A 15,363-nucleotide genomic window follows, 5' to 3' on the forward strand; every position below is an offset into this window, starting at 1 on the left:
CAGATCAACGGTGGGCCTTGTCGTCATTTCCTGTTATATCGTCTAATCAGATCAATACATGGCAGACCACACCGTTGGCGGAAAATGGCGCCAGCAATAATAAACACAAAACAATTTTCCCTTTTCAGACAGCATAGCGTCTGAGGACAGGAAGTTTGATAAGATATCTTTATGTAGGATAAGGTTGGACATTATATTCCGATTCTCTCTACTGCTTGTAAACTACCCCACCCCGGGCCTGCTGTCAAGACCAACCTCATGTCTCTATGTTTAAGAAATCTGGAGGAGCCACTGTTGCGTCAAAACACAGTAATAGGGGTAGGAACAAACGTCAGCACGAAAAGAGCTATCGCTGTCCAGGCCAAAGCTCGACCCTTAGGGGATGGCTCAGAATATGTATCAACAGGCGGCGGATGTTTTAATCCGATGATCAGTGTCAGCGCTGCGAACATTATCCATCCTGGCCAGGTGAATATTCCCAAAGGTATAAGGGACCCAAATACCCCATAACTGACGTAGCGGGCTACCCTAGGCCCAAAGAGAGCGTAAATAACGTGACCACCATCAAGTTGTCCCATGGGCAGCAGGTTCATTGCGGTTACAAAGAGGCCAAACCACGCTGCTATGGCTATGGGGTGAAGAATTATCACGGTTTGAAAAGATAACTTGCCGAACCATATGAGAGAGGCCAATTCAAAAATTATCGATGTACCAAACGACAGGCCACTTCCTGATGTCTCCGCTCCAGCATGAATTTCAGAAAGACTCATACCGACAAAAAGTAGAGGGATGGCCACTATGGCGCCGCACACCGGCCCAGCGGCCCCAACCTCTATCAAAGCCTGACGATCGGGAATCATGGAACGAATCTTGATGAACGCTCCGAATGTCCCCACCGGTGGAATCGCTGGGATGAAAAAGGGGGGCGTCACATCTAAATGGCGACGTCTACCCGCAAGAAAATGTCCCATTTCATGGACCAAAAGAATGGACATCAATGGAATTGAAAAGACTAGTCCATTGATGAAAAAAGAAAACCAGGAAGTGAACTCCTTATTGGCGTACAACGCGCCTGCGACGGTCGTTGTCAATACCGTAACAAAAAATAGCGCAACGTTGATTAACCACGAACGTCGGATGGATTCAGCCTCCTTCAGCCACAAGCTTTTTCAGCGCCGCAGACGCGCTAAACTTGGGAGACTTGCCACCTGGAATCTTGATCTTTTCGCCAGTTTTAGGATTTGTCCCCATTCTCTCTTTTTTATCAATGACTCTGAATGTCCCAAGGTCAGGAATACGAATCATGGCTTCCGTTGTGTTCAATGAATCCTGAATAGCCTTGACGACTGATTTTAGCGCTATTGCAGCCGATTTCTTAGTTATCCCGGCTTCCTGGGCAATCAAATCTACTACTTCAGATGTCCTCACCAATACACCTCCAATTAAAACTTAATTTATTCAATATGTTACAATAACCTGAGTCACCGCATGTTATAGACAAACATGTCGATTGTCAAGTTCAGCCTGCCATTGTCGCACAGTACGTTATTTCATGCCAGTTTCCTGCTATCGACTGATGAAAATCAGTGCGACGGAATTAAGTCAGTTTTTGCTTGACAAGCATCGTCACACAACTTAATCGAACAGAGTAGTTAAAAACAGTGAGACATTTGTATGAACGATTCTGATGTGTTATTTAAACTGGAAGACTTGGCTAGCCGTTTAGGGGTCCAGCTTCGTTACGAAAACCTTTCCCGGGGACCCATTCGGGCCATGCGTGGCTATTGTAGACTAGATACTAATCATATGATCCTGATTGACAAGAATGATTCAAGAAAAAGAAAGATAAAACTCCTCGCTCGTTCTTTACAAAGATTTGATCTGGAAACTGTTTTTGTTCCCCCAGCTCTCCGTCGTATAATAAATTTGACCAGCAAGTGAAAATTCATCCAATGATCATTGGCTAGAATTTGCCGACCCTTTTTTCTAGACGCAACAGCGGCGCATCGCCGAATTGTGAACAACTACGGAAAATAAGTAGGTTATCTGAATTGTCTAACGTTTCAGGCAATATCGAAGTGGCGATAGATTCGAGAGTGAAAAATTATTCTGAACTCAAGGACTTGTTGGATCGTACATCGATGTTGTTATTTTGCTTCGAGTGGAAAAAGAATCTATCGCACGATTTCCCGATCCTGATTTGCATATTGGGAGGAACCGGCGCCGGCAAAAGTGTGCTGTTCAACTCTCTCATTGAGGTTAAAGCAAGTAAGGTTGGGATAAAAAGGCCTTGTACAAGAGGAGCCGTAATCTGTTGTCCATCCAGGTTCGTAAATATTCTGACAGAGTTGATGGAAAGTCTGCAAATTGAGAACGAAATCGAAATCTTCCCGACCGAGAAAAATGAGTTTCGGCGTTTGGCGCTAGTAGATACCCCTGACTTTGACAGCATCGAAACAGACAATCAAATCGTTTCAGATCGGTTTTTCGTGTTGTCGGACGTGGCGCTGTTTGTGGCCTCACAGGAAAAATACGCGGACATGGCCGGTCGTGACGTGATTCGTCGATCTTTTTCGTGGAAAAAAGAAATCAGGATTGTCCTTAACAAAGCGACTTCTGAAAGCGCATTTCTCGATTTTCAAAAAAGCCTCAATGAAGAGTTTGGTCCTGTTTCTCTGATACGCATTGACAGGGAGATCGGAGCGCCTGAAATATTGGAAAATCCCACTGGCAGAGAAGCCCTTATCTCGCTGCTCCCAAATTTTCGAAGTGAGGAATATTTGATTCAACTTCGAGAAGCCGAGCAAAATCGACTGCGTGTGCAGACAATTCAAAGTCTGGATCTAGTATTGGCCACCGCTCAAGGCCTTACCGAACGGGTTGACATCGTAGTGGGAAAGGTAAACTCCGCACTAGAGGAAGTTTCCCGGGAAATGGAATTGAGATTGAATCTTTCGACGCCTAGAGACATTGAACAAAAGATTCAAGCCAGGCTGGAAAAACTATTGCGGAAGTATGACATTTTGTATGGTCCTAGAACAGCCATTAAGAGGGTTGTCAGGAACCTTGCAGGAACCCTTGGACGGGGCATTTTCTCGCCTTGGACTGATTCCGATAGTTCTTCCTTGCATGACAGAATTCCAGTGGAACTCTTTGAAGAACGGGATTATTCCAACGTTCCATTGCAGCTTGAGGCTTCAATTGCAAAGTTTAATCTCAAGGTCGCTGAGTTTCTGTCGGATCAGGACGATCTATTTGATTTCAGGCGCGTAGCCCTGGAATCATGTTCCAGATTTTCATCTGAACAGATCCGGAACCTATATGAAGAATCGTTCCCCAACGTTGAGCAGTTGCTCGAAGCAGAATTCGAAAAGTTCAAGCAGGGCCTTTCCACCATAGATGAGATCAAATTGTACGGTTCATATTCACTATGGGCCCTATTTTTGATCACAGCGGAGGTAGCCATTGGAGGTGGACTTACTTTACTTGACATGGTGTTGAATACCGCCATTGGGCCGTTTATTCCCAAGTGGTTGCTGAAGCTCAAGATAGTTGACATATTGAGAGAAATAGGTGAGCGAATTGATCACCAACGTAGTGAAGCAGTTCAGGAAATTTTGAGGCGTCAAGCGGAAAATTACGTTCTTACGTTTTTGAAACTTGCGCCCGAGACGGGATCCGTTAGCCGGATTATAACAATTAGAAACGATTTGCTGATTGTAAGTTAGTACATTCGCCTGGCTTTTGATCTGTATCCCGTTCAATCAAGCAACATCTCAGGAAACGAATCTCGCGGATCTTTGTCTCCAATTGGTATTGGCCACGAAAGATTTCGTCCCAACCTCATTGATATTACCTGAAAGGGAAAAATAATGAATTCTACTTCGAAGTTCTTCTCATTTATTCTATTTTTTACTGGTATTTTTTTTCTAACATTTCATGCTGAAAATGTTTGCGCAAAGGAGGGAAAGTTGACGCGTCACAGACTGCCTAATGGTTTGGAGGTCCTGATTCAAGAGGATCATGCCAAGAAAGTAGCTACCGCTCAGTTGTGGGTTATGGTTGGTAGCGCTGATGAAGAGTCTTCAGAAAGAGGGATTAGCCACCTTATTGAACACATGGCCTTCAAGGGAACTGCAAAGAGGGGGCTGGGACAGATTGCGTCGGAAGTTGAAGCTCTCGGAGGGGAAATAAACGCGTATACCAGTTGGGATGAAACAGTATTCCACATCACCGGTCCTTCGAGCGCAATGTCTCAATCCTTGGATATCCTCACAGACGCCGTGCTTCATCCATCAATTGATCAGGGGGAATTGCAAAAGGAAAAACAGGTGGTGCTTGAGGAGATACTGGAATCTGCTGAGAGACCCGAACGGAAGTCATCACAACTTCTGTTTGACACCGCCTATGTAGCTAGCCCCTACAAATTTCCGGTGATCGGTTACAAGGATATAGTCGAAAAATTGTCTCGAGACGACATATTGGCCTTCCGCAAGAAATGGTACGTGCCGGAAAACATGTTTCTGCTAGTTGTCGGAGATGTGAATACTTCTGAGGTCCTCAAAGAAGTTGAAAAGCTTACCGCTGAATTGAAACCGGTCGGTTTTTTTAGGCCACCAAGGCCTTCGGAACCAAAACAGCAAGATATAAGAACAGCGTTTGTGGCGGATGACAATTCACGTGAGACGAGATTAAACATCGCGTTCCATATTCCTGGGGCCATGTCTATTGATGTCAACGCCCTCGATTTAACAGCCGACATTCTTGGAGGACGTGACAGCTCCAGGATGATCAAGATCTTGAAAAAGGACAAAGGGCTTGTCCACTCAATTTCGGTTAGTTCGCTCACCCCTAAAGATCCCGGGTTAATGATAGTTTCCGCAACCTTAGACTTTAAGAATTTAGAGGCCGCAACGCGGGGAATTTTCGAAGAAATCAAGAGAATTTCCGCGGAGCCTCCTTCGGCGCAAGAACTTGAAAGAGCTAAAACGCATATCGAATCGCAACATGTTTATTCAATGGAGACGGTTCAGGGGACGGCCAGAAACATTGGTTCATGCATGGCGGATAACGATGATCCGAATTACGAAGACAAGTATCTGATCTTGAACAATGCTGTCACCGGTCCCGAAATATCCAAAGCGGCGAAAACTTACATGGACGCGTCAGATGCCACTGTGTCGGTTTTAGCTCCTGGTGACCCAGCGGCAAAAGCTTTTAATATGGATAGTCTTTCGCAAGTGGTAAAGTCCTTTGGCGCTGCCTCGAGAACTCTCTCGAAGAAACAGGCTTCAGCGCCTGAAACGGTTTCGACCACTCTTAAGAATGGCGCCAGAGTGATAATTACTCCGGATGACGCAAATCCTGTTGTCTCGATCAAGGTAGCTCACTTGGGCGGTAAGAGGTATGAAACAAAAGAAACTGAAGGTATTATGAATTTTATGGCCCAGACCTTGACCAAAGGCGCAGGAAATCTCTCGGAGGTTGAAATCGCCAAAAAAATCGAAAACATCGGAGGGAGGTTGTCTGGGTTTTCAGGTTATGATTCATTTGGACTTTCTACCACAGTGTTGAGCCGACACGTCGAAGAAGCTATGAAACTGACGGCACTGGTCTGCAAGGATCCGACATTCCCCCAGGACAAAGTCGAAAGGGAAAGACAACTGATCCTAAACCGGATCAAAACGGAACCGGACAGACCTGTTCAGTATGCCATTACGTGTTTGAACAAAGAGGTTTTTAAACATCACCCCTATGGCTTCGACAGAGAAGGGACATTGGCCACTGTAGCAAAGATCACCAAAGATGATTTGGCTAATTGTTACCGCAAGTACTCGGACCCTGCCAATTCTGTTATTTCAATAGTAGGTTCCATAGAACCTGATAGAGCGCTTGCCCTGCTGGAAAAATATTTTGGGGACATTCCGGCTTCATCGTTCCAGCCTCCGAAAGTTCCGGCGGAAACACCTATTGAACAGCCAAGACAGGAAACCATACGAATTCCTAGGGCGAAGTCTCACGTAGCTCTGGGGTATCATGCTGTGAGCCTCTCTGACCCGGACAGATATCCTCTTGAGGTCCTTAATAATCTCCTTTCCGGTCAAGGGGGACGTCTGTTCCTGGAACTTAGAGACAAAGAATCTCTAGCGTATGTCGTAACCTCGTTCTTTAGACCTACTCTGGATCCGGGCTTATTCGGCTTTTACATTGCATGCGATGTTCCAAAGACTGAAAAAGCGCTGGCCGGGTTGTCCAACCAGATAGAAAAAGTGAGGTCAAATCCTGTTTCTCCGCAGGAACTTCAAAGGTCCGTTAACAACCTGATAGGTAACCATGAAATCGCCCTCCAGAGCACGTGGGCCAGAGCGGAGGATCATGCCCTAAATACTCTTTACGGTCTGGGCTGGAACTATGAAGACAAGTATGTCAAGAAGATTTCGGAAGTGAAAACGGAAGATGTTTTGAGAGTGGCTCGTAAGTATCTAGACCCCAAGAAACAGGCTCTCCTTAAGATTTTACCCGAAAACGACGACAAATAGATCCCTCCACACTTTTCCTGGACGCCCGGTTTTGCCGGGTGTCCTATCACTTTCAGCTCTGTGTTGAAAGAAAGTTCAGTTGTGAAAATATTGGACTTTTCTGATCACAAGAATTTTGTAACTTCATTCTAAGATAGTTGGTAAGACGGAGGAATTTTTTGAGTTTTATTTCAGGTTCAACATCGGGCCTAAAGCATTCTCAAATTGCCAGAATCGAAAAATTCGCCACCCGCCGTGTACCGGCAAATGTGGTAATAACTCATGAACTTGCAAGAAGCTTAACAGAGCTTTCATTAGAAGTTAACCGTCAACTCGGTTTACTAATCGACCGCAAGGGACTGATTCAAAGCATTCTGATAGGAGACGCCAAGTCAATTTTCATCCCAAAATTGACCGGGTGGCGTGTAGGAGGAGGAAGACTAAGAGGGTTGCGACTCATCCACACCCACCTAAAGGATGAGTCCCTATCCCAGGAAGATCTTACAGATTTGGCTCTTCTAAGATTGGACATCTTGGCGGCCGTGGGGGTTGACAGCAACGGACTCCCAACTCTAATAAGGATCGCTTATCTATTGCCTCCCAATCCGAACAATCAAGTGTGGGGGTTTCTCGAGACCCAAGCGATCTCGCAACTGGATCTCGACTTTCTGGCATTCGTGAAATCGCTGGAAGACGAAATATACCGAACAGTAGGCTCCCAATTGGTTGGATCCAAGAATGAACGAGCGTATCTAGTAGGCAAAATCGATAGAAGCGGATGGGAAGCGGAGGAATCGTTGGACGAGCTGAATGAACTGGTCATTTCTTGCGGGCTGGATGTTGTCGGTTCCTCCACTCAACAGAGGAGTTCCGCTGACTATCATTATGTAGTGGGCAAAGGGAAACTCCGGGAAATAATTATCGACGCTTTGCAGAAGGGAGCCGACGCTCTGGTCTTTGACACTGAACTGAGCGCCGCGCAGGTTAAGGCGGTTTCAGAATTCACGGAAATCAAGGTTCTCGACAGATCTCAAATCATTTTGGATATTTTTGCCCAGAGGGCAAAATCAAGTGAAGGTAAGCTTCAAGTTGAACTTGCCCAGCTTAAATACGCTCTGCCTAAACTCAGCGAAAAGGATGACGCGTTGTCGCGACTCACAGGAGGTATCGGCGGGCGAGGCCCTGGTGAGACAAAGCTCGAAATTAATAGAAGGAGAATCCATACCCGGATAGGTTTTCTGGAGCGTCAAATTCAGCAAATAGGCAAGGCGAGAGCGCTTAGACGAAGTCTCCGCGCCAAGAGAACGGTTCCCATAATCTCAATCGTGGGGTACACAAACGCAGGCAAGTCGACCCTCTTGAACAACTTGACTAAGTCCACGGTTCTCGCGGAAAATAAACTGTTCGCCACCTTGGATCCGACGAGCCGAAGGCTCAGATTTCCACGGGAGACCGAAGTTATTATTACTGATACGGTCGGGTTCATCAAAGACCTGCCTGAGACTTTGCTTAAAGCCTTTGCAGCCACTCTGGATGAATTAGCGGACGCCTATCTGCTATTGCATGTTGTTGATAGTTCAAATTCTCAGCTTGAAAAACAACTCGAAGCGGTTGAGAACCTGCTTCTTAGACTGAATCTTTCTGACAAACCTATTATTCGAGTTTTTAACAAGATAGATCTGGTTGATGAAGAAACCATTGAGAATTTATGCGCACGATATGATGGAGTAGCCGTATCAGCCTTAACTTCCAAAACATTTGTTCCTCTGATTAAGCGAATGGAAGATGAAATCTTGAAAGTAATTGACTCCAGGTTCACTGAACATATTAATGATAAATCCAACATCCGGAGTCTTGGCTATGAAACCCGTTGATGAGCGTGACAAAACGCAATTGAGACTGGCCGTAGGAGTTTTGATCGCTCTGCTAACTCTAGTGATTGTTCTTTTATTCTCAGGCCGATTGGGGCCTCTCTGGGCTTATCTCCTCAACATATTTAAGAGCAAAGAAGCGCTTCGGGATTTTGTAGAAAGCTGGGGAAAGGCTGCCCCCCTGGCGTTTATTTTCATCCAGGCCTTGCAGGTGGTGGTGGCTCCAATTCCCGGTGAACTTACCGGAGCGGTGGGTGGTTTTATTTTTGGCGCGTGGCCTAATGTGGTTTATTCGACTATTGGACTGACTATTGGATCGATGGGAGCTTTCATTGCAGCCCGAATAATTGGGATGCCGTTGGTCAGATATTTCGTCAGCGAAAATCACCTCAAAAGATTTCATTTTTTGACCGAGCGCAAGGGCGCCATTTTAGCATTCGCCTTCTTCGCTATTCCCGGATTCCCGAAGGATATCCTGTCTTACATCCTTGGAATGAGTCCTATGTGCTTAGGATCATTTTTCTGGGTCAGCACTCTTGGCAGAATCCCCGGCACAATAATGCTCAGCCTGGGCGGTTCTGCCATTTACGATCAAAATTGGGCGCTGCTTTTCATCTTGACGGTATTATGCGTTCTGTCTTTTGTAATAATATTTTTTCAACGTGATAGAATTGAGAAATGGGCAAGACATCGACATCATAAGAAATTGTGAATTGTCAATAATTTGGTTAACCCTTAGACGCATCTTGTGGCGCCTTTGATTTTTTTTGGGAGGATTTATGGTTGACGAGGCCAAATCAGATGATTTTGAAAGAACTCGTGACCAGGTTTTCAGCTCCTTTGTTCAACAGTTCTCGATCATGAACAACAGCAGGAACATCTTTCCCAAGAAATGCAGAACATGCGGCAAAGAATATGAAAGCCTATATCAATACTTGTGCGATACAGAGGCAAAAGCCCAGTCTATGGAGGACGCAGGCGAAATCATGGGAAAATCATCGACCATGATTTATCGGAACTGTTCTTGTGGCAATACCCTCGTAGTCACGGTTACAGATCAGATTTTGCCTACGATTTCCGACTTCTGGAGAGCGTTAAGGCAGATGGCCGAAATCCAAGGAAAACCGCTTAAAGAGGTCGTGGCTTTGTTTGTGGAAGAGTGGGAACGTCAAATTCACAAACAATACAACTGCCTGGAGGGACGCAGACGTTTTTAAAATCTGGAACAGGTCCATTCGACATAACAATATCTTACGGGTAATGCATGGTAATCACAGATGTAATTTTTGATTTAGGCAATGTTCTGGTTCCTTTTGATTGGAAAATTGCTGTCAAACGTCTCCTGAAGTATCTCCCCGCTGAAATTGCCGAAGATGCCACCCGAGATCCCAGAACGCTTGGAAAAGCAATCAATGATCTTGTTGATAAACTGGAAATTGGAGCCATAAGTTTTGAGGAATTTCACAGGCTTGTGGCCTTTAGGATAGGATTGACGGCTGATCTGAACGAATTTCAAAGAATTTGGAGTCAGATATTCACACTTGACCAGCAGATGACTCGTTTAGGGAAGTCTCTCACAAACCGATATGGCGTGTGGCTGGCATCTAACACCGATGAAGTCCATTACGAATATATAACTCGAAATTTTCCAGAAATTCTTTTTTACAAAAAAGCGGCGCTATCCTACCAAATGGGGACAAGAAAGCCGGAAATAGAATATTTTACCAAGTCGATCGAGTTGTTCGGAATTCAACCGGATCACGCTGTTTTTGTGGATGATCTCGTCGAAAATGTTGTGGCCGCGAGAAAAATAGGGATAGTCGGATTACAATTTATGAATTATTCAACGCTTGTATATGAGCTAACCCGAACAGGGGTCGATGTACCATCAGTCTGAAGGAGCCAGATAGTTGAACGATCAAGAATTTCTAATTGATGGATTCAAATTTGCAGCAGTCAGCGCCGGCGTTAAGAAAGCGGATTCCGACCGCCTGGATTTCGCTTTGATATCATCCGAGACCCCCGCTGTAACAGTGGGAGTCACCACAACAAATCTGGTTTGCGCCGCGCCGGTTACACTGACTCGCGACAGACTTCAGGCCGGCTTCTCCCAGGCGATACTCATGAATTCGGGAAACGCTAACGCCTATACTGGTGAAGCGGGAATCTCAGACGCGCAATCTCTTGCCTCAATTCTAGCTGAGAGATTAGGTGTCCGGGCGGACCTCATAATTCCGATGTCTACCGGCGTAATTGGTCAGCGCCTTCCTGTCGATCGTATGGCGCCCCGGATTCCTCAGTTAGTTAGTTCTTTGGATAAGTCGAGCTTTTTAAAAGTGGCTTCGGCCATAATGACAACCGATACTGTTTTAAAAACCTCGATTTGCGAAAAGACTCTGAGCAATGGTCCCCTGAAAATTCTTGGGATGGCTAAGGGAGCGGGAATGATTGCGCCAAACATGGCTACCATGCTCGCTGTGATCCTTGTTGATGTGCGAATCGAGAGGACTTATCTCCACGAAGTTTTTTCTAGAATTAATAATGTCACGTTCAACAGAGTTACAGTGGATGGGGACACAAGCACAAACGACACAGCCGTGGTTTTATCAGGTGGCTCGAATAGATCCAGGGTCCTGTTGGACAACATGTCGGATCGGACAATATTTTATGATGCCCTGTTTGAGGTTTGCTCTTCTTTAGCCAAGCAAATTGTCAGGGATGGAGAAGGCGCCTCAAAATTAGTGGAAATAAAGGTCTTGGGGGCTCCAGACGAGCCCTCGGCGGTCAAAGTGTCCAGGCGGATAGCTGAATCGCCCCTGGTAAAAACCGCCTTTCACGGTGAAGATCCGAATTGGGGTAGAATCGTATGCGCAGCCGGGTCTGCAGGCGTTTCATTCGACCCCTCGAATATAGATCTTTGGATAGGCTCTGTACAGATTGTAAAATCTGGGGTTCTCAAGTCGGATGACTGGGAAATTCGCGCCAAACGAGTGATGGAAAACCCCGAATTTTCAGTTTTGATAGATTTGAAAGCTGGAACATCTGAGGCTTCCATTTTTACTTGCGATTTGTCAGCGGACTATGTTGGGATAAACGCTGATTACCGATCGTGAAAATCGTAAGCCATATACTGGAAATAACTGGTTCTTATCTGAAATAGATGGGTGAGAATTTTCAGGACCTTTTCGCTGTAACAGGTGGTTTGGGTTTGGTTTTGTGTCCGTTTTTATTCTCTTTTGACGCCAACTTCTTTTTGTCGGGAACTCGCGGCACCATAATTTTTTGTCCCCTTTTCAGCCTGCGAGACAAATTGATGTCAGGGTTGATCTGGGCCAACATTTCTTTAGAAATTCCATATCTTTTTGTTAGCCCATGAACGCTATCACCTTTTCTCACCAAATGAACCACGTGCCCATTATTTGGGGACTCCTCCGGCAAATTTTTCAAGCCTGCTATTATGGCGTCCTTTTTTCCCTGAGGAACTCTAATCGGATAGGGGGAGCCTTCAGAAGGGGTCACCCCACGAACAAGCGCCGGATTCAACTCCATCATCGAAGTGGAAGAAACTCCTAAAACACCTGCCAATTTGGCCAGTGAATAGCTCCCATCAATTGGAGCCAGTTCCGTCTTCTCGTCGCGCTCCTTTGGAGCAATCCTCTGAAATCCATACCGTTCAGGGTTTTTGGCGATTATGGCCAGCGCCTGGAAACGAGGCAAAAACTCTTTAGTCTCACGTCTGAGCATCCGACTGGAACAAATGTCCTCATATTCGTTAGCGTCTTCTTTGCACAACACCTTATTGAGTTTGTTTTCTCCGGAATTGTATGCGCTGAGCGCAAGCCGCCAGCAACCAAACATACCATACAGGTCTTTCAAATATGTCAGAGCGGCTGTAGTTGATTTGGCTGGGTCTAGACGTTCGTCGACGTAGCTATCTACCCTAAGGCCATAACTCCTGGCTGTCGCCGGCATAAATTGCCACATTCCCAGAGCGTTCGCTGGAGATCTAGCTTCTGGATTAGCCCCGGATTCTAGGAGAAAAAGATATGCAAGCTCTTCAGGAAGGTGATGCTTTTGAGTTTGTTCTTTGACCATAGGTAGATATCTTGTAGCCTGGGATAAATAATTCCGGGTAGAGTCTCTTCTTTCGTATGCGTATTCCCTCAGAAATTTTCTGACACGCGGTTCATTAGTTTCTAATGGTATGGGAGGATAGCTTCCTGGTTTGCTTGAACCAAAAAAGGACTTTTCAGAACCAAAGTCGAACACCCTGGAAATCGCATTAGATATCGAAGAGGGATTGGAACCGTCCCTTTTCACAATCCCAAAAGAGGACCCGCAACTGGCTAGCGAGACAACTGCTATAGCAACTGAAATGAGCCTCAAGAAGACACAAAAAGATGGTTTCTTCAGGTTGTAGAAAACTTTGTCCGGGATAGCGCCGCAGTTCAAGAACTCCTCCACCGTTTTATTGCCCATTCCAGAAAAGCGTATCGGCGTTCGGGGCCTACAGTCGATTGCGTCCAACCCAAACTCTGACGAATATTATCACATTTATTGAACAAGGTGAAGAATAGAGAGGCTTCGGAGGATAACTATTTAGAATCTGACTGAAAAATCACATTGATTTGCCCGGGGTGGACATCCAGATTCCCGTTATACTCGGTGATAAGATTCCTTAGCGCAATCATGCCTAACCTCGAACGAGCCGGAATCTGCTGAAGAAGATTCCAACCTTCAGATCTACCGGGATCCCACCTGATCGAAACCGAATCCTCCTCTGGGGTCGATCTCAAGCGAATCCCCATTCGCTTGTCATAGTTGGCGTCTTTGCCTCGATGAGAGGATTCTAGGAATTCAACTTGGTTTCTAGCTGAAACGAGACATTGGCCTACTGCGAGATCCAGAATTCCAGACGGAATACTCAAATCCCTAAAGGGTCCTTCTTTTTGAAAATCTACATCAATTCCCCTAGCGATGAATTGCTGCCGCCGGAGTTCATATACTCTTTCAAATGATGTCTTGATATTCCCAGACACACTGCCAGTTGTGGACAAACACGTGTATTTCCTAACACCGCTAATGGCCTCGGAAGCCTTGAAAGCCAAATTTTTTATAGTTACTATCTTGTCTTCAAAAAATTTAGTTTCAGCCTCATCCAAGCCAAGCCTCTGAAATTTAAGTCTAAAAACCTCGCATGTCAGGGATATAGCATTCAAAGGCTGAACGACTTCGTGAGCCATACCCCCGACAAGCTCGGGAAAAACCGTGCAGACCAATAACTCCTCGTCGGATAATTCAACTAGGTCGTCGACAGAAAAAGTCACTATCAATCCTTACCTAGCATATTCTACCGCTCTACTTTCCCGAATAACTACTATCTTGATCTGCCCCGGGTATGAAAGTTCTTTTTCAATTTTTTTCCGTATGTCCCTGGCAAGCAAGGTCAAATGTTCATCCCGAATGTTTGAATTTTCAACAATGATCCTGATCTCCCGGCCAGCCTGGATGGCGAAAGATTTACTGACACCTTTGAAGGAATCCGCAATTCGTTCCAGATCTTCGAGCCTCTTGACATAATTCTCCAGCATTTCGCGTCTTGCCCCAGGTCGGGCTGCGGAAAGCGTATCAGCGGCCTGCACCAGAACGGCAATGGCGCTTGTAGGATCTTCATCACCATGATGAGAAGCGATCGCGTTTACAATCAGAGGGGATTCACCATAACGTCTGGCTATGTCAGCCCCTATAATGGCATGGGCCCCTTCTACTTCATGATCTATCGCTTTCCCAACATCGTGAAGCAATCCTGCTCTTTTTGCTTTTTTCTGGTTGAGCCCAAGTTCGGCAGCCATTATGCCGCAGAGGAACGCTACTTCGATTGAATGCTGGTACACGTTTTGAGCGAACGAAGTCCTGTATTTGAGTTTACCAAGAAGCTTGATGAGTTCAGGATTAATCCCGTGAACACCCACATCGAAACTCGCCTGCTCTCCAGCCTCGACGATGGCGTCCTCCATCTCTTGCGTGACTTTCTTTACTATCTCTTCAATTCTGGCAGGATGGATACGACCATCGTTAACAAGTCGTTCCAGGGCAATTCTGGCTATTTCGCGCCTGATAGAGTTATACCCTGAAAGGATTACCGCCTCAGGGGTGTCATCAATTATAAGGTCTACGCCAGTAGCGGCTTCAATAGCCCTGATATTTCTTCCCTCCCTGCCTATTATTCGCCCCTTCATCTCCTCGTTAGGCAGATTAACCACGGAAACGGTCCTTTCAGCCACAAAATCAGCCGCATATCTACCTATGGCTGTTGAGACGATTTCTTTAGCTTTTTTATCCGATTGAGCCTGAGTCTCTTCTTCAATTTGCCTTATGATTCTGGCGCTCTCCATGCGGGTTTCATCTTCAACTTTTTTGAGAAGCATTTCACGCGCTTCGGCTGTTGACAGGCCAGCCAGAGTCTCAAGCTTATCCTGCTGTTTCTTTACAAGATTTTCTGCTTCACGTTCCTTGTCTTTTATTCGCTTTTGACTAGAATCAATTTCTCTCTCATGCTTGGTAAGCTGAACGTCCTTTTGTTCAAGTTGAGTGGCCTTTCTTTCAAGATTTTCATCTTTTTTGAGAAGTCGAGCCTCTCTAGCCGAAAGTTCAGACCGTCTTTCTTTGATTTCATTTTCGAGTTCCGCTCTGGCCTGGAACAATTGGTCCTTGGTCTGGAGCAGAGCTTCTTTCTTAATTGTTTCCGCTTCTTTTTGGGCGTTCTTGACTATTTGATCTGCATTTGACCTAGCTGATTCAATACGTCTTTTATCAAGAACTCTCGCGACCGCATACCCTGCCCCGAGACCCAAAATTATCGCTGAAAAAGCAAACACATAAACAAAAAAGGGAATCGAACCCACAACCCCCTCCGTATAATTTTATTTGGCGGGACGTTAAGGCGGAGAAGCTGACTAAGATGAGGGACTCAT

General features: G+C 45.6%; 13 protein-coding genes. 8 read left to right on the plus strand and 5 right to left on the minus strand.

From position 1 onward, the window contains the following. Window positions 1-299 precede the first annotated feature (299 nt). Both WC647_03490 and WC647_03495 read right to left on the minus strand, forming a co-directional pair. Window positions 300-1,163: a site-2 protease family protein gene (locus WC647_03490; protein ID MFA6221356.1), complete on the minus strand. Its 864-nt coding sequence runs from the start codon at window positions 1,161-1,163 to the stop codon at window positions 300-302. Then, window positions 1,144-1,428: an HU family DNA-binding protein gene (locus WC647_03495; GenBank protein MFA6221357.1), complete on the minus strand. Its 285-nt coding sequence runs from the start codon at window positions 1,426-1,428 to the stop codon at window positions 1,144-1,146. Before WC647_03495 ends, WC647_03490 begins: the two co-directional genes overlap by 20 nt. A 246-nt stretch (window positions 1,429-1,674) precedes the next feature. Between WC647_03495 and WC647_03500 the strand changes: the two genes are divergently transcribed. The 8 genes from WC647_03500 (at window position 1,675) to argJ (ending at window position 11,502) form a co-directional block, all read left to right on the plus strand. Then, window positions 1,675-1,941 carry a hypothetical protein gene (locus tag WC647_03500; GenBank protein ID MFA6221358.1) on the plus strand — a complete coding sequence of 89 codons (267 nt, stop codon included), beginning with the start codon at window positions 1,675-1,677 and terminating at the stop codon, window positions 1,939-1,941. 110 nt (window positions 1,942-2,051) lie between these two features. After that, the gene (locus WC647_03505) at window positions 2,052-3,728 is read left to right on the plus strand and encodes a hypothetical protein (GenBank protein ID MFA6221359.1); all 1,677 of its coding nucleotides are present in this window, start codon (window positions 2,052-2,054) and stop codon (window positions 3,726-3,728) included. 243 nt (window positions 3,729-3,971) lie between these two features. Beyond that, the gene (locus WC647_03510; GenBank protein ID MFA6221360.1) at window positions 3,972-6,539 is read left to right on the plus strand and encodes a pitrilysin family protein; all 2,568 of its coding nucleotides are present in this window, start codon (window positions 3,972-3,974) and stop codon (window positions 6,537-6,539) included. Window positions 6,540-6,697: 158 nt separating this feature from the next. After that, window positions 6,698-8,392 carry a GTPase HflX gene (gene hflX, locus WC647_03515; GenBank protein ID MFA6221361.1) on the plus strand — a complete coding sequence of 565 codons (1,695 nt, stop codon included), beginning with the start codon at window positions 6,698-6,700 and terminating at the stop codon, window positions 8,390-8,392. Next, complete coding sequence (locus WC647_03520) at window positions 8,379-9,101, plus strand: TVP38/TMEM64 family protein (protein ID MFA6221362.1); 723 nt, start codon at window positions 8,379-8,381, stop codon at window positions 9,099-9,101. The genes hflX and WC647_03520 overlap by 14 nt, the downstream gene beginning before the upstream one ends. A gap of 67 nt (window positions 9,102-9,168) precedes the next feature. Next, complete coding sequence (locus WC647_03525; GenBank protein MFA6221363.1) at window positions 9,169-9,606, plus strand: hypothetical protein; 438 nt, start codon at window positions 9,169-9,171, stop codon at window positions 9,604-9,606. Window positions 9,607-9,653: 47 nt separating this feature from the next. Then, window positions 9,654-10,286: an HAD-IA family hydrolase gene (locus WC647_03530; protein ID MFA6221364.1), complete on the plus strand. Its 633-nt coding sequence runs from the start codon at window positions 9,654-9,656 to the stop codon at window positions 10,284-10,286. Window positions 10,287-10,299: 13 nt separating this feature from the next. After that, the gene (argJ, locus tag WC647_03535) at window positions 10,300-11,502 is read left to right on the plus strand and encodes a bifunctional glutamate N-acetyltransferase/amino-acid acetyltransferase ArgJ (GenBank protein ID MFA6221365.1); all 1,203 of its coding nucleotides are present in this window, start codon (window positions 10,300-10,302) and stop codon (window positions 11,500-11,502) included. Between the two features lie 61 nt (window positions 11,503-11,563). Here argJ and WC647_03540 read toward each other — a convergent pair whose 3' ends face one another. From WC647_03540 to rny, 3 genes are all read right to left on the minus strand, one after another. Then, complete coding sequence (locus WC647_03540) at window positions 11,564-12,841, minus strand: transglycosylase SLT domain-containing protein (protein ID MFA6221366.1); 1,278 nt, start codon at window positions 12,839-12,841, stop codon at window positions 11,564-11,566. Between the two features lie 143 nt (window positions 12,842-12,984). Next, a complete protein-coding gene (locus WC647_03545) occupies window positions 12,985-13,716 on the minus strand; it encodes a hypothetical protein (GenBank protein ID MFA6221367.1) in 732 nt (243 codons plus the stop codon). Between the two features lie 9 nt (window positions 13,717-13,725). Continuing rightward, complete coding sequence (gene rny, locus WC647_03550) at window positions 13,726-15,294, minus strand: ribonuclease Y (GenBank protein ID MFA6221368.1); 1,569 nt, start codon at window positions 15,292-15,294, stop codon at window positions 13,726-13,728. Window positions 15,295-15,363 lie beyond the last annotated feature (69 nt).

Source organism: Desulfomonilaceae bacterium (assembly GCA_041662605.1).
Classification (GTDB): domain Bacteria; phylum Desulfobacterota; class Desulfomonilia; order Desulfomonilales; family Desulfomonilaceae; genus CAJBEZ01.

Coding starts and splice junctions, on each gene's coding strand:
- WC647_03500 (MFA6221358.1), top strand. CDS start 1,675: ATGAACGATTCTGATGTGTTATTTAAACTGGAAGACTTGGCTAGCCGT.
- WC647_03520 (MFA6221362.1), top strand. CDS start 8,379: ATGAAACCCGTTGATGAGCGTGACAAAACGCAATTGAGACTGGCCGTA.
- WC647_03525 (MFA6221363.1), top strand. CDS start 9,169: ATGGTTGACGAGGCCAAATCAGATGATTTTGAAAGAACTCGTGACCAG.
- WC647_03530 (MFA6221364.1), top strand. CDS start 9,654: ATGGTAATCACAGATGTAATTTTTGATTTAGGCAATGTTCTGGTTCCT.